This is a genomic window from Priestia sp. BR_2 (assembly GCF_041954005.1).
GTDB lineage: Bacteria > Bacillota > Bacilli > Paenibacillales > Paenibacillaceae > Paenibacillus_AQ > Paenibacillus_AQ lautus_A.
The window spans coordinates 1-15,215 of the sequence record NZ_JAVFHM010000312.1; the positions used below are offsets into that span (position 1 = coordinate 1).

Here is a 15,215-nt window from a genome sequence, read left to right on the forward strand (position 1 = left end):
CTCTGTACTGACGTAGGCGGGCGCGTAGTCCGAGCTCTCTTGGTCACAGCCGGACACTCACTCGGCGGACAAACGGCGGGTAACATGTTCGGTTTGCGCGTCCTCAACCCAGAGACCAAGAAGGAAGAGGACCTGTGCGACTCGCGCATCAACGCAGGCGTGCTATTCGCCACCGCTGGGCAAGGTGGGGACAGCCTGACAACGTTCGCGGCCGAGAAGATGCCGCATCTGAACGTGAGCTTCGAGCACATGACCAAGCCCACCCTCGTGGTCGTCGGGGATCAGGACGACACTCCTAACAAGTATCAACTGACCGTTCGAGGGCCGGATTGGATGACCGACCCCTACTTCCTCAGCCCGGGAGCCGAGAGCCTGCTCACCCTTTTTGGCGCAGAACACTCGCTTGGAGGAATCGCTGGTTACGAGGTTAAGGAAACAACAGACGATAACCCAGAACGAGTTGCCCTGATCAAGAAGGTTACATGGGCTTACCTTCGACATGTACTCAATATTGAGCAATCCAGCTGGTCGGCAGTGAAAAAGACTTTGTCTGACACGGCAAATTCAATTGGTCGAATTGAATCCAAATAAAGCTCTAGAAAAAGAGAGTAAGCTCCCCCGCCGGCCCAATGCCTGTAAAAGAGCTTACTCTCTTTTTCTGATCAGCACGTTAATGTCACATATATTGAGCTATGCTGTCCAATTGTTTAACGAGGTTGCCCGATCTATTCCGCGGCAACCTCGTTGTGTTTTAATGAAATTAACGTTTCCCGGCATGGATATGGTCACACCGTATTGAGGCATCTGTCCGGAGGTCATGACGGCTTCCTCACTCGCGATTGAAGATAATACAGCTGTTCCAACCCAACCGGCGCGTTGCACTTCCGGAACTCAGCCATTAACTTGAACATTCCCTCTAAGATATTCAAGGCTATATATATCGGAGATTTTTTCCAGCACACGCTGCGCATGTTCTGTAAATTTCAAGTCCGCAATCCGATCTTTGAACAGAAACACGCCGGTCTCATTGCTGTTTTTGCCGAGAGCTCCCTCATATAATAGGTTGGCTCCATGAGTAGGCGGAGAGGAAAAAAACTTCATAAACAGTTCAAACCCTGCGGTCAGTCCGGAATCTTTTCCTTTTCTTAGCGTATTGTTAATGCCTGGGTCAACGCTGCGGATCTTAATGCCTTCCTTTGCAAGCTGCGGTGCGACGGCTTGGGTCCACAACGAAAGAGCCAGCTTTGAAGTCGCATAGGGTCCATACATTTTGCGGAAGGTTTTGGGATGCTCCAATTTTTCGATCGTAAACTCCTTCGTAAATCTAAACACCTGCGACGAAGTGTTAATCACGGTTTTTAAGCTGCCGTTCTTCAACAGCTCCTTCAATTCCATCAGAACAATAAAAGGAACGACCGTCAACAATTCATAATGCAATTCGCGGCCTTGTTTCGAATAGCGCAGCTCACTTAAGCCTCCTCCGGCGTTGTTAAACAAAATATCGATCCGCTGTTCCTTGCTTTTGATTTCTTCCAAAGAGTGCCTCAAGCTGCCATATTCGGTGAGATCCTTCACTTTATAGGCTCGGAGCCGTCCGTCCTTGAGATGATTTTGAAGGAATCTATCGTCCGCCGGAAAATCCGACCGGTTCAAAGCAACCACCTGCCAGTTCTCCGACAGCATTTTCCGGGTCAACGCCAATCCGATCCCGTTACTTGCGCCTGTAATCAGTGCAATATGTTCTCGTTGGTTCTTACTCAATGCATGTCCTCCTTCATTCAGAATTTCATCGGTTATATGTGCTCATCAGTCGGAGTCGGGCAGGAGGATCAGTTTGCCGTGGGCACTCCCGCTCTGGCTGATTTGAACAGCTGAACGCCATTCATCGAGTTGGAAAGTCTTCGCGACCGGAATCGTGAACTTGCCGTCCGCTGCGTACCCGGCAAAGTCGCCGACAACGTCATAACGTGCGGTATGTAGTTCTCCATAGCTGGTGCGAACGCCAAGTTCAGCGGCTGCGGCGAAATCGCTGACGGTTAGAACATGCTGGGGATGCCCGTTGACGATTTCGACCAGATCTTTCAATGAACCGCTGTTTGGCGCCGTATCCAGGGCGAGGTCAACCGGCTGTTTCGCCAGTTCGGTCACTCGTTCGACCATTCCATCACCGTACGAGGTCACCAACGCTCCCATTGAGCGGAGCTTGTCGGCGTAGGTGGGCCCAGCGGTTGCGATCACGTGGGCACCGCGCATGAGGGCAATTTGAACGGCGGCGAACCCTACCGTGGTGCCGGCTCCGTGCACGAGTACGGTCTGACCCGATTTCACCCCAAGAGTATCAATGCCACGGTAAGCGGTTTCGACTGCCATTGGCAACGCTGCAGCTTGAACAAAGTCGAGTCCGGCCGGCATACGGAACCAGTAGTACATAATCGCTTGATCCGACGCACCGGCACTCGATCCATTCATGAAATCTGCCCCACCCAGAACGGAATCGCCGATGGCAACATCGGTTACGCCCTCTCCGATTGCGTCTACAATACCGGCCACGTCTAGCCCGATTCCGCGAGGCAAGGGCAATTGACCGGCAAAATGGCCTTGGCACGTCACCCAGTCAACCGGATTTAAACCGCAAGCGCGTACTCTCACGCGAATTCGTCCCGGCCCTGGCTCTGGGATCGCCACCTCATCCAAGCACAAGACATCCGTTGGTTCTCCGTATTCGTGGAACCGGATGGTCCGCATGGTATTCTCCATTGTGATCTCCCCTCCATTTTGCTCTGATAAAATCGTGTTCTCTGTGATTTCGAACGTTCTTCCAAGGAAAACAAAGAAATCCTAAACTAACTATAAAGTTGACTAGAAGCCAGGGGGGCATGAGGGGAACCTATGCCCCCTGCCCTCGCTTTAATAGATCTAATGTAAGAACAGAGGAGCTTAGATCTGGGAGCCGCCTCCATCGACAGGGAACTCAGCCCCGGTGGTATAGGTGGCCTCAAATGCTAGAAATGCAACAGCCTTGGCTACCTCGACTGGATCGCCTAAACGCAGCATTGGAATCTGCTGTCTCATCTGTGCCTTTGTCTGTTCGGCAGCTTCTTCAGGCATTGACTTTTCCATGATGCCTGTGTCAATAACGCCGGGACTGACTGCGTTGACGCGAATATTTCGAGGTAATAACTCGCGCGCCAGACCTCGAGTCATGGAGCGCAGCGCTGCCTTACTAGCTGCGTAAGCACTGAGCATTGGGAGACCCACTACGTTCACGATTGAGGTGGTAAGGACTACCCCGCTACCTGAGCCTAACAGCGGAGCGAGTTTCTGCACGGTAAAGTACGGTCCTTTGGCATTGATTGTAAGTATCTCGTCGTACTTTTCTTCTGTCATGGCTTCGAAAGGGACAAACCCCGTGACACCGGCGTTAACGAACAGGGCATCTACGGTTCCAAATTCAACCTCCACTCGATCGGCTAATGCGGCGATATCCTTCAATGAGGCGGCATCGCTTAAGACCGCGATCGCGTGGCTTCCGAGTTGTTCACGAGCCGCATCCAGCGTCGCCTGAGTACGTCCGGTAATCAGAACGTGTGCGCCTTCATCCACTAGCAATTTCGCCGTCGCAAGGCCGATTCCGCTGCTGCCTCCCGTGATCACGACCTTTTTTCCAGAAAATTTGCCCTTACTGAATGATTCCATTTAAATCGTCCTCCCTTTGATAATCCGTAATCGGATGATTAGGTACAGGAGCGATTATACATCAGTAAATTTAATAAGTAAACAAAATTAATTAAATTAGTTCATTTAATTAATTTCATACATAAGGGTCAGCAAATTTGTTATAATATGTTTTATAGGCATCAAAGGGAGGGTCTTATCCGTGAGAAAAGCTGTGAGTGTAGATACATATGTGGAAAAAATAAAACCCATTATAAGAAAAACAAAATTCAGCCAACTGAAAGTCGACGATCTCGCAAAATATATGGATATCAGCAAAGTGACGCTCTATAAGCATTTTTCCTCCAAAGACGACATCATCGAACAAGTCGTGGATTATTACATTGATTATTCGAAGAAGGCTGACACCGTTGTGAAAGACGATTCCGTCTCTTTTTTGGATCGTTTTCAATTAACATTTTTACAATCTTTGATGTGTGCCGCGTATATCTCTGATTTGTTCTTGCAAGATCTGAAGGAATTTTATCCACACCATTTTGAGAATCTGTCCGTTGCCCTGCAAAATCGGAATAAAAGCTTACAAACTTTTTTTGAATCCGGTATGGAGCAACAGGTTTTCAACAGATTGAATGCCGTGTTGTTTATGGTTCAAGATGACGCTGTTCTGCGACGTTTTATCGAGCCGTCATTTTCGATTCAGTATGATATCACTGTGAAACAAGCGATTATGGATTTCTACTACATGAAGCAGTATCAATTGCTCAAACCTGAATATCTGAAGATGATTGACGACTCCGATATGGAAAGGAAGATCGTTCATATTTTGCAAGCCATTTCGTAAGCGAAGCATCCATATCCGATTCCGTTGTGTTTCGCTGAACGTAGGATAGGTCGAAGGACGTCAAGAAAAAAGGAATCCCCCTTGAGGAATCCCTTTCTATAAAAATTATAATGTTCGACTTTACATCCTCTTTTAGTTAGAAGCTGGGGCTGGGCCAGCACCTTCTGTTGGAGGTGTTTTTTGCATTTTTTCCTTTGCTTTCTCGATTTCTTCCTTCTTCAGAGGTGCGCCGAACCATTACGCAAACGAATGACGATAGCGTAGGATTGAGAAAACTTAAAACTATAGATGTAATGGGAGGAACTGATTTGAGGACGGATATAAGTAATTGGATGCCAATAACTGTGCCGGAAATAAAGAAAGTTTTTTCTGACATGCCGCTTCATTGGTGTATCGCTGGAGGTTGGGCTTTAGATTTGCATCTATGTAAGCAAACAAGGGAACATAGCGATATAGATGTTATTATCACTCGAGATGAGCAATTAATCGCTTATCAGAATTTAAAACGTGATTGGATGTTATACAAGGCTCAGGATGGTATTTGGGGAAGATGGAGAGTATTTGAACTCTACCGAAGACATTTGGGTTAGTAAGAGTAGTGAAACGCCTTGGGCATTTCAAATTATGATAATTGATACCGAAGAGAATTTTTGGACTTATAAGAGAGATAAATCAGTCAGAAGACCACTTGATCAAATTTGTTTGAAAACTGTTGAAGGCATACCTTATTTAAGACCTGAAATCCAACTTCTCCATAAAGCAGGTAGTTCGCAAGTACGGGAAAAGGATTATAATGATTTCCAAACGATGCTTCCGTCACTTCTACCACAAGAAAAAGCATGGCTGAAATCTTCTCTAAACCGGCAATTTCCAGAAGGTCATGCCTAACTCAAATTTCTTTAATATATAGCGTAAATGCTTGTTGCTGCTCCTAACTAACGGGAAACGATAGTTCAACAGCACAGCGGCAGTCTAATACTTTATTTTCTCGTTCAGGACTGCCGTCGGTTTAAATAATGGGGTCAGTCTAAAACGGAAATGCAAGGCGACACGGCGCCGCCCATCGCCCCTTCCATAACCTTCAATAGCGAGTAGATCACTGACAAGTCATCGACAGGAACTTTATAATCCGATTTTAGATCACTATGTTATATTGAATGACTTTCAACGAAATTTTCCGAAGAGCCAGAAAATAAAAGCGCGTGAGGAATAAACAAAGGGGCAACCTTTTTAGATCGCCCCCCATCCTATTAATGAACTGCTATCCTTAAGCCTTTCAATTTCACTCCCGCTCAAGCCCTTGTCCATCCACGCGATGGCTCTCGATTAACTGCATAACCCACGTTTCATCAAATCGAAGCTTTTCCAGCCGATGCCGGAAAAAGATCTGAATATATTTCTGCTCCCCGCCGGGAATCCGTTCGTCTTTGCTCGCATATTCCAACCGTTCTTCCTCGTGACGGATTTCATAACGCAGGTAATCTTTGTATTGATGCAAAATTAAAAACTGCAATTCCTTGCTGATCAGTTCAAAATTTTTCAGTTTCGTATAAAAATGCAGCTCGTAATCCGGCGAATATGGAATCGGTTCTTCCATCAACCGAAAAAAACGTATTCTGCCTTCGTCCGTAAGTTTGTAAGTCTTTATTTTTTTTCCTCTTCCTTGTTTGGCACCCTCCGGTTGCTCATCGGGAACCTGTTCGATCAGCCCGTCCGCAAGCATGCCGTGGATCAGCGGATAAATCGCCCCCCAGCTGACTTTTCGCGTAGGACCAACGATCCCGTTCAAAATTTGATGCAGCAAATAGCCGTGCATCGGGTTATTCATCAATTCGCCGAGTATGAACAATTCGTACAAACGAAAGGCCCCCCCTTGTAGGTTTTACTGCTTTTAAGCAAACAACAGTATAACATACGGCTGCCTGAAAAAACAGAAAAGCCGCAAGTCGCGGCTTTTCCTGGCCGCATCCGTTTGCGGCCGGTTCCGGTATTTCGCTTTGTCACCCTGCCGTTACGCCGAATGCTGCTGCGCCATCACTTGGCGGTGCTTCGGCAGGAATGATACGGCGAGCAGGTTCGCAATCGCGATCCCCAACATGAGCAGAAAAACGGCATGCATTCCGGCAGTCAGCTCCGTTTTGGAGCCGATTATGGTTACATACTGGTTGTAAATCGTGCCGAATACCGCGATGCCGACCGTTTGGCCCAGCGCACGGGCCAGCATGCTGGAAGCGTTGGCGACGCCGCGTTTTTCCCAGCCGACAACCGATTGCACGACAAGGGTGGAGGGCGTCGCAACGAACCCCATTCCCAGTCCGATTAGCACGAGGATACCGATCCAAAATACGTAGGGCGAGTTCATCTGCAGCGCAATCAGCCAGAGGGAGCCTGCCATGACCAGCGAAGAGCCGAATACGATCGATGCCTTCACCCCGACCCGGTACATGAGTCGGCCGGCGATGTTGGAGGCGAGCGGCCAGGCCAGCGACATCGGCATAGTGATCAGGCCCGAGCTTGTCGCGGAATTGGCGAGCACGGATTGAATCCAGATCGGCGAGTACACCGTCAACCCCGTCGTAATGCTAAACGTCAGAAATCCGCTGATATTGGTGACGTTCAATATGCGGATGCGGAAAATCGATAACGGGATCATCGGTTCCTCCGCCCGTTTTTCAATCCAGAGGAACAACATAAAACATACGGCCGATGCCGCGAACAGCCCCACGATCACCGGGGAATCCCAGGAAAGCCGGGACCCGCCGCTCAGCAGTGCATACAACAGCGCGGAGAAAGTAATGGTAAACATAATCGCGCCGAGGTAATCGATTTTTTTCGCCTGACGTTCGATCGGCTGGTGCAAAAATAAGACCACCAGCAGCAGGGCGATGATGCCGATCGGCACGTTGATGAAGAAGATCCATCGCCAGGAAACTTGATCGACGAAGTAACCTCCGATTAGCGGGCCGAGAAGGCCAGCCACGGACCAAACGGACGAAAAGACACCCATCATTTTGCCGCGCTGCTTACCCGAGAACAAATCGCCGATGACGGTAAAGCACACGGGCGCAAGCGCCCCGGCGCCAAATCCTTGCAAAGCCCGGAACCAAATGAGCCCCGTCATCGATTGCGCGGCTCCGCACAAGATGGAACCGAGCACGAATAAACTGATGCCCGCGGCGAACACGGGTTTGCGCCCGAATAAATCGGCTAGCTTGCCGAAAATGGGGGTTGCCACGCAGGTGGTCAACGTATAAACCGCAAACACCCAACTGAACAGCGTCTCGCCGTGCAAATCCTTGATCATATGCGGGGTAGCGGTGGCGACGACGGTCGCATCCAACGCGCCAATAAACATCGCCGCCAGCAGGCCGGCGACAACCATGTTGACCTTGGTTTTCGAGGCCATGCGAAAAACGCCTCCTTACATTTTTTTATGCCGCCCTTTGGCTTAACGATTGCAAACCAAGTAAAGAGTATTGCCTTGAGGATCGTTGAAATGCACGACATTAGCCTCCTTGCCTTCCACGGAATCGTGGAATTGAACGCCGCTGGTTCTCAGCGTTTCGATGGCTGACTCCATGTCCTCCACCTCAAACCCTATGGTCATGCTGCCCGATTTTTCCGGAAGGGAACCTTGTTCTCCGGCAAGATGCAGGAGACCGATCGTCAATCCAGGTGCCGCGATTTGCGCAAAATGCCCGTCACCGTGCTGCAGCTCCAATCCCAAGGTTTCGGTATAAAATTTCACTGCCTCTTTCATATCCGCTACCATCACAGTCACATTGCCGCTTTTGAACATCTTATATTTCCTCCTTATTCGATTGATCGATTTTATTATATCAAAATAATATAATAAGTAAATATATTTTATTGATATATTTTTCGGGAAAATGGTGAGGAGCTACGTAAAAAAGAGAACGCCCTCAAAGGGCGCTCTGTCTATCCGGGCAGCCTTGCGTCGCCCTCGATCCTGCCGCACGTGATGTGCCTTTCTCAAAGATGGGAGAAGTATGCTAGACTAAAACAGCCTTAGCCCGATGGGAAGCTCGAGCTAAGGCTGTTTAGACATTTTGTTTTATTCCACTGTCTACTTGACGATATCACTAAAGGGCGGCCTTCAATCTTGACGTTATTGCATCATTACTGTCTTTGGAATGCAACCTTTAGGCCTAGTCCGATATAAATTGCTCCGACGAATTTGCCACTTAGGCGGCTTAACCGGCTTATCCATGTCCTCCCTTTAACCAGTTTTCCGAGCGCAGAGATACCTAGTACAATTGAGGTTGTATACAATGCACTTAAAATCACAAAGACAACACCAAGGATCAAAAACTGCGTGGTGACTTGACCTCGTTCGTGATGAACAAATTGAGGCAAAAAAGCCAGAAAAAACAGCGCTGTCTTTGGATTAAGAACTTCTGCAACAGTTGCCGAAAAGAATGACTTTAAAGCTCCTGCCGTTTTAACCTTTGGAAGTTGTGGATCTGATGGCTTACTCATCATTTCTCGAATTCCTAAATATAGTAAGTATACCGCTCCTGCATATTTAACAATATTGAAAGCTAGAGCAGAGGTCATCAGTATAGTGGAAAGCCCGACAGTAGCAAGTATGGTGTGAAGAAAATCTCCGATTGCGATGCCAAGCCCTGCCATAATGCCTCCTTTTCGCCCGTTTTGAACGGTACGAGTAATGGTAAGAAGAACGGCAGGTCCTGGAATTAAAAATAGAAGAATGACAACGATAACATACCCCAGTAAAGTTGAAAAATCCGGCATCAGGCTTCCCCCTTCAAAAGCATTCAAGATGATATATTGTTGTTACGGTTTTGCAGCCATTGTTCAAATTCAGCGGGTGTGCTCACTTTATGATCTAATACAGCCGTATAGATATCAAAGCTTTTTACCTGTTTACCATACTCGGCTCTCGATGCCCAGACAGTTTTGATCCGCAGGATAGAGAGAACCGCCTCTTCATGAAGACGACCGGGCAACGTACGAATATGCCGCAGATCAGGTTGTTTCTCAGGATCATCAACGAACCAAATATCCAGTGACCACTGGCTCCCGCTTCTAGATAAGTAATCCAATCCAATAAAGTACCCGTCCGGGTAAGCCGGATCGGTGTTCCAACTACCGGTATCGTTCATAAATTTCATCTGCCGAATCTTGGGATTCAATATCAATAGCGAAGCAATTCCGGAAATTACAGCAACGTCCAACTTGGAACAAACGACCGTCATATCAAGGTCTCTCCAAGTCATTAAACCGAGTGCCGCACTTCCAACTTTGACGGGCATGCCGGCTGCTTTTAGCGATTGGATAAGGTTCAATTCTTCCGCCACTGCAGCGGCCTCCGCTTGCAGCTGAAATTGACGAGCAAGCAGATCTTCACGTTTTATCATTTATTCGCTCGCCTCCTGACGTTCATACCAATTGTTCCTATAGTTTTTTCTATCGTGGTCAACCGCAAAGCCAAAGATGACTTTCAACATAAATAATGGAAGAAAGAATTATTCAATTCATTACTTTACCACTCCATTAAAATCTTATGCAATAGCCTTGTTGTAAACGCGAGTTGACCAAATCAATGTGATAATCGTAATAACCGCAATGACAATAAATCCTACGAAAACTGATTGGTTTATAATTGATCCTTCCGCTAATTTTTTGGATGCTTCTACTCCATAATATAGCGGATTGACATGGGCGAGTACTTGTAACCACTTTGGTCCAAATGACATTGGTAATAAAATTCCGGAAAGTAAGGTTAACGGTAATTGTAAACTTGTTACTACGGCAGCAACCCCACCCACATCTTGGAAAAGTAAACCCAGACTTCCAGACCATGCTGAAACCATCATCGTAAGAACCGAGAGCAATAATAATTGTAATAGAATACCAACACAGTGCATTTCATAACCAAATAAACTTGAGATTGCTAAAACGATAATTGCTGGAATAAGGAACGCTACGACATCTTTTAACACCCCTCCCATTAACATAGCGAACCGACTGGCTGGGGTTACACGTAAACGTTCAATAATCCCACTTTTTAGGTCAAAAACCATTGACCATCCAGCCCCCATTCCAGAACTAAATGCCAAGAGAACTAAAATGCCCGGCACAAACATATCTAAAACCTGAGCGGTAGTCATAGCAGGATGGGTAATGTTTTTCAATAATGGACTAAATAATAAGATATATAACAAGGGAGTCATCAAACCTGAGATTACCCAAACCATTTGGCGAGCTGACTCTTTTAATTTACGAACAAAGAAAATATTCGTTTCCCGTACAACCTGCATCATTGTTCTTCTTCCTTTCCGCCGTCACGTAATTCTTTACCTGTTAATGTTAAAAAGACATCATTTAAGGAAGGCATGGATAACGATAAATTGGCTAATTCAATCTGATGTTCTTTTGTGAAGTTAATAATATCCGTAATTAATTCTTCACCTATGTCAGTATAAATGGAAAATTTCATATTTGCTTCGGTCACTTTATCAAGTTCTAATTGTTTAATAAATAGTTTCATTTTTTCGCTGTCCTGCAGATGTTTCATTTCCATTGAAACAACTTCACTCGAAATCTTTTTCTTTAATTCTGTAGGTGTTCCTTCAGCGATAATATTGCCGTGGTCTATGATAGTTAAACGGTCACATAACGCGTCCGCTTCTTCTAAATAGTGAGTCGTTAGGAAAATGGTCATTCCATTGTTACGTAATTTTTTAATGTGCTGCCATAAATTAGCGCGGTTTTGTGGATCAAGTCCTGTTGTTGGTTCATCAAGAAATAAAACTTTGGGTTCATGTAAAATTCCTTGAGCAATCTCTACACGGCGTTTTTGCCCACCAGACAATGTACGAACAAAGCGCGGAAGTAATTCATGAAAATCTAGCAATTTACTCAATTGTTCCATTCTCTGCACTGTAACATCATTTGATAGCCCATATAATTTTCCTGTTAGCTCCAGATTTTCCCGTACTGTGGCGTTTGGATCCGCACCACCTAGCTGACTAACATAACCTATATTTGCACGGACTTTTTTGGCTTCGGTTAACACATTATATCCAGCTATATAAGCTGTTCCGCTACTAATGGGCAACAATGTTGTCAGTATTCTTTGTGTAGTGGTTTTACCTGCTCCGCTCGGTCCAAGAAAACCAAAAATTTCTCCTTGATCGACTGTAAAGCTGATATTATCAACAGCAGTAATTTTTTCCTTTTTGCTCACATAAGTCTTACTTAAACTTTCAACACTTATTAATTTGAACATAATGTTTATCCCCTTCTTTCTTTGTTTTTCAGCTTCTTTTAAAACCCAAGCTTTACGATAGCATCAAGCCTATTCCGGACTATTACCCGTTTCACTTCCTATCGCGAAAGGAGTGTATACATTTTCATAAGCCACATGCATCGTCATCCCTCTTAACGCATGATCCAAATTGTGGCAGTGATCCATCCATAGTCCGGGATTATTTGCCAGGAAAGCAACTTCAATCTTCTCGCCGGGTTCAATATTTACTGTATCTAAGACAAGTGGGCTTCCACTAATCGGTTTTCCATTTTTACTAATGACTTGGACATGGTGTCCATGAAGGTGCATCGGGTGATCGGCAAAACTCCGGTTTACAAATGTTGTCTTCACCAGATTCCCCTCCTTGACCATAAGGGTCGGGGTATCAGGGAACGTTTTTCCGTTAATAACCCACTGTTGTCCTGCCTCACCGTTATAGACACCAAAATAGGTCTGATCAAGAATCAGTGTAAACGTTCTGTCGAACTCGGTGGAGGTATTGAATGGAGCCTGTGCCGGTGAACCATATTTCGTGATATCTAAAATCTCTCCTTCATCGAGCACATTTCGTTCCCCATGTCCGTCTGGGCTATACACGATTCCTATTGGTTCGCCTTCCATTAGCATTCCCAGCGTAACGGCGGTGTCAGGCATGATGAATTCGATATCGTAACGTCCCCCTCCTCCGATTCGTAATAAACTAGTCGTCAGAGTACCTGGCTCATTCATCTCATACCCATCGATGGCTACAACCTTGAAAGGCACGCCGTTCAAGGAAAACGTACGAGTTAAATTACCCGCATTTACGAGACGGAGACGTACCGGTGTTCCCGGATTAACCATTTTCCTTTGGAATGTATCTGCCGTATCCAGGGCTGGAATATGCCTGCCGTCCGGAGTGATCCAATCATGAGCCACAATCGTCGTATCCATCGTTTTTGTTTTATGTTGACTGGATGGATGTATGATAAATGCCCCGAATAACCCCTTTTGCACTTGGATAGAGGACTGCTGGTGGGAATGGTACCAATGGGTTCCCACCTCTTTTACAACAAATCGATAGGTATACGACTCTCCAGGCATTACGGCATCCTGCGTCATCCCGGCAACTCCATCCTCACCATTAGGGACATCAACTCCGTGCCAATGAATGGTAACTCCATTATCGATATTTTTATTCACTAATTTTACTTCCACCAAATCCCCTTCATTGGCGACAAGCTCCGGGCCTGGGCTCTGACCGTTAAACGTCCATGCTTCAATGGTTTCACCGGAAGCAAGACGAATCTTCTTTGTCTCTGCGTAGAGGATGTATTTTTTGTCAGGAATGTCTGTTTGAGGTCCTTTCAACCCCACAACACTAACCGGCTTATTGTCTGAATTGGAATCATGACCGTCATGGTGGGGATTTTTATTTTTATCTAAGCTGGAATCTCCACCCCCAAAATCGGCAGTATGGTGATGGACCATATTCATTCTGACAGGAAATTCACTCATCTTTTGAGAAACGACTAATCCTGTTATGGCTACTACAAACACCAAAACGAAATATACAGCTCCTCTTACGATTCTTATGCTATATCGTGGAAGCCGATTTTCCAGAAGCCTTATCCTTCTTCCATGGTAAAGCCATAGCAGACCTGCTGAAATGATCAGTAACCCACCATAAATCAAAAGATCTTTTGTATTAGGAATTGCAGGAATGTCTATCGTTACTAAAAAAAAGGCAAGTACTGCTCCCACAGTCATGACATGTACAGACACAATAAAGAACAGTAAAGACTTTTTATTGGTTCCCCTCGATAAGTTAGACAGCGCAAAGATCAACACAGTTGCCGCTGGCAAGTAACAGAGGCAATAGGTTCAAGACCCGGTCCATGATAAATAGCCATCCGTAATTTACGAAAATGATCATGATGTCCAGTGCCCAAACCATGATGAGGGCGGTACCGATGTAGACGCCAGCTTTGGCTGTTTTTAGCCATAATCGGAAGCTCGATTCACTCTCTCCAACATATTTGAGGTGATTCGCGGCATAGCCAGTAGCCCCTGAGACACCCACTAATAACAGTAATAACAAAAATTCCACTCCCATAAGGAATTCGAACACGACGGTTCCCTCTTTTCCCGAAATTTATCTTAATTATTAAGATATATTTCATGATATCAATCAGTCGTTACCTTTACCTCGGTCTTAAGGCTGATTAAGAGTTCTTAAACTTTTAGTTCTGACTGCCCCAACGTATATCGCTCAGTGAATGGATCCTCTATGCTATACTTTATGTATCGAGATAAATTAAAGGGGAATGTATTATGCGACCGACACAATCAGACCTTCATCTGTCACTTTTAGAAGCTTCCAAGCAGTTATCCACTCAAACTATCATGTTTCATCAGGCGATAGCTGGGCATCTTGGCCTTAACATTACAGATCATAAGTGCTTAGATTTGATTCTAAGCAGAGGAAGAGCCACTGCAGGACATCTAGCAGAGTGGACGGGACTAACCACAGGTGCTATTACAAGCGTGCTAAATCGCTTAGAAAGAGCGGGCTATATCCGCCGGACGAAGGACCCTAACGATCTCAGAGTGGTCTATGCCGAGCCGCTCTATTCGCAATTGCATACGATTAAAAAAGCATTCACTCCGTTAAACGATGCCATGCTTGAACTCTACTCAAAGTACAGTCAAGAGGAGTTACAGACCATACTCGATTACTTGATTCTCTCCTGTCAATCTCTTCGAAAGCTTACCGACGACCTTCGTAAACCAACTATAGAGAATCAGTAAAGCCGATGTCGTTAGTCCAACCCCATTTATCTTAATCATTAAGATAAATGGGGTGATGAGGTATTTCTATTAGAAATTTAGAACTAATTTTAGTCCTAGACTTAGCATGCTATGCTGAAGCCTAAACCACTCTTGCACTGCAGCAGACCGTATGGATGTTAACCCTCAAGGACAGCTTTTAAGCCAGCAGCTGTTTGCCGCTGCTCTTTCTTCATCGATTGACGCATGAAAAATTCAGCTACCTTCGGAACGTTGTCAACTTGAATTGAGAAATGAACACGGCAAGATTGATCTGAGATCGGCTCAATACGATAGCTTTCGCGAAACGATTGTTTTTCATCAGGAACTGTCTCCATCGTTAACAATTGATCCTGAACAAGCTCGGTCACGATCATGTTTTTTTCGCTCTTGAAGCCTGAGTATTTTCCACTTTCAAAATACTTGGTCCCCAACTGAGCAGGTCCTTCAGGAGTAACTCGAGTCTCCATAATGCCTTTAATCCAGGAAGGTCTCCCCTTTAAATCAACGAGGCGTGAAAAAACGATAGATGCGGGATAATCATAGATTTCGGTATATTCAAATTTAAGCATAATTATTATTCCTTTCGTTTTT

Annotated in this window: 18 protein-coding genes; 5 read left to right on the forward strand and 13 right to left on the reverse strand. The window is 45.6% G+C overall.

Annotated features, from left to right (window positions below):
* Positions 1-591: alpha/beta hydrolase (locus RB298_RS26590; protein WP_486049360.1), on the forward strand; the 591-nt coding region annotated here is incomplete at its 5' end.
* A 300-nt stretch (positions 592-891) separates the two neighbouring features.
* Here RB298_RS26590 and RB298_RS26595 read toward each other — a convergent pair.
* From RB298_RS26595 to RB298_RS26605, 3 genes are all read right to left on the reverse strand, one after another.
* The gene (locus RB298_RS26595) at positions 892-1,761 is read right to left on the reverse strand and encodes an SDR family NAD(P)-dependent oxidoreductase (RefSeq protein WP_486049362.1); all 870 of its coding nucleotides are present in this window, start codon (positions 1,759-1,761) and stop codon (positions 892-894) included.
* A gap of 45 nt (positions 1,762-1,806) precedes the next feature.
* Positions 1,807-2,757, reverse strand: coding sequence for an NADP-dependent oxidoreductase (locus RB298_RS26600; protein ID WP_486049364.1), 951 nt, complete (start codon positions 2,755-2,757; stop codon positions 1,807-1,809).
* 180 nt (positions 2,758-2,937) lie between these two features.
* On the reverse strand, positions 2,938-3,696 hold the full coding sequence (locus RB298_RS26605; protein WP_096776269.1) for an SDR family oxidoreductase: 759 nt from the start codon (positions 3,694-3,696) through the stop codon (positions 2,938-2,940).
* 181 nt (positions 3,697-3,877) lie between these two features.
* On the opposite strand from RB298_RS26605, the gene RB298_RS26610 reads away from it, so the two are divergent.
* The 3 genes from RB298_RS26610 (at position 3,878) to RB298_RS26620 (ending at position 5,404) form a co-directional block, all read left to right on the forward strand.
* A complete protein-coding gene (locus RB298_RS26610; RefSeq protein WP_036659741.1) occupies positions 3,878-4,516 on the forward strand; it encodes a TetR/AcrR family transcriptional regulator in 639 nt (212 codons plus the stop codon).
* Between the two features lie 308 nt (positions 4,517-4,824).
* Complete coding sequence (locus tag RB298_RS26615) at positions 4,825-5,106, forward strand: nucleotidyltransferase domain-containing protein (protein ID WP_486049366.1); 282 nt, start codon at positions 4,825-4,827, stop codon at positions 5,104-5,106.
* Entirely contained in the window at positions 5,078-5,404 is a 327-nt protein-coding gene (locus RB298_RS26620; RefSeq protein ID WP_369682847.1) for a hypothetical protein, read from the forward strand. The genes RB298_RS26615 and RB298_RS26620 overlap by 29 nt, the downstream gene beginning before the upstream one ends.
* Positions 5,405-5,798: 394 nt before the next feature.
* On the opposite strand, the gene RB298_RS26625 is transcribed toward RB298_RS26620, so the two are convergent.
* From RB298_RS26625 to RB298_RS26665, 9 genes are all read right to left on the reverse strand, one after another.
* Positions 5,799-6,374 carry a PadR family transcriptional regulator gene (locus tag RB298_RS26625; RefSeq protein ID WP_096776271.1) on the reverse strand — a complete coding sequence of 192 codons (576 nt, stop codon included), beginning with the start codon at positions 6,372-6,374 and terminating at the stop codon, positions 5,799-5,801.
* Between the two features lie 153 nt (positions 6,375-6,527).
* Positions 6,528-7,922 (reverse strand): MDR family MFS transporter, encoded by a 1,395-nt coding sequence (locus RB298_RS26630; RefSeq protein WP_486049368.1) that lies wholly within the window; start codon positions 7,920-7,922, stop codon positions 6,528-6,530.
* Positions 7,923-7,964: 42 nt separating this feature from the next.
* On the reverse strand, positions 7,965-8,315 hold the full coding sequence (locus RB298_RS26635; protein WP_096776273.1) for a VOC family protein: 351 nt from the start codon (positions 8,313-8,315) through the stop codon (positions 7,965-7,967).
* Positions 8,316-8,656: 341 nt separating this feature from the next.
* Positions 8,657-9,292 (reverse strand): LysE family translocator, encoded by a 636-nt coding sequence (locus RB298_RS26640; RefSeq protein ID WP_096776274.1) that lies wholly within the window; start codon positions 9,290-9,292, stop codon positions 8,657-8,659.
* Positions 9,293-9,315: 23 nt separating this feature from the next.
* Complete coding sequence (locus tag RB298_RS26645; RefSeq protein ID WP_486049371.1) at positions 9,316-9,918, reverse strand: hypothetical protein; 603 nt, start codon at positions 9,916-9,918, stop codon at positions 9,316-9,318.
* 144 nt (positions 9,919-10,062) lie between these two features.
* Positions 10,063-10,824, reverse strand: coding sequence for an ABC transporter permease (locus RB298_RS26650; protein WP_244235411.1), 762 nt, complete (start codon positions 10,822-10,824; stop codon positions 10,063-10,065).
* Positions 10,821-11,792: an ATP-binding cassette domain-containing protein gene (locus tag RB298_RS26655; RefSeq protein WP_486049373.1), complete on the reverse strand. Its 972-nt coding sequence runs from the start codon at positions 11,790-11,792 to the stop codon at positions 10,821-10,823. Before RB298_RS26655 ends, RB298_RS26650 begins: the two co-directional genes overlap by 4 nt.
* A 69-nt stretch (positions 11,793-11,861) precedes the next feature.
* Entirely contained in the window at positions 11,862-13,640 is a 1,779-nt protein-coding gene (locus RB298_RS26660; RefSeq protein ID WP_486049375.1) for a multicopper oxidase family protein, read from the reverse strand.
* A complete protein-coding gene (locus RB298_RS26665; protein WP_486049377.1) occupies positions 13,621-13,893 on the reverse strand; it encodes a hypothetical protein in 273 nt (90 codons plus the stop codon). The genes RB298_RS26660 and RB298_RS26665 overlap by 20 nt, the downstream gene beginning before the upstream one ends.
* Before the next feature lie 233 nt (positions 13,894-14,126).
* On the opposite strand from RB298_RS26665, the gene RB298_RS26670 reads away from it, so the two are divergent.
* Positions 14,127-14,603 (forward strand): MarR family winged helix-turn-helix transcriptional regulator, encoded by a 477-nt coding sequence (locus tag RB298_RS26670; protein ID WP_096776278.1) that lies wholly within the window; start codon positions 14,127-14,129, stop codon positions 14,601-14,603.
* Between the two features lie 158 nt (positions 14,604-14,761).
* On the opposite strand, the gene RB298_RS26675 is transcribed toward RB298_RS26670, so the two are convergent.
* Positions 14,762-15,193 carry an SRPBCC family protein gene (locus RB298_RS26675; RefSeq protein WP_162939091.1) on the reverse strand — a complete coding sequence of 144 codons (432 nt, stop codon included), beginning with the start codon at positions 15,191-15,193 and terminating at the stop codon, positions 14,762-14,764.
* Between the last annotated feature and the right edge of the window lie 22 nt (positions 15,194-15,215).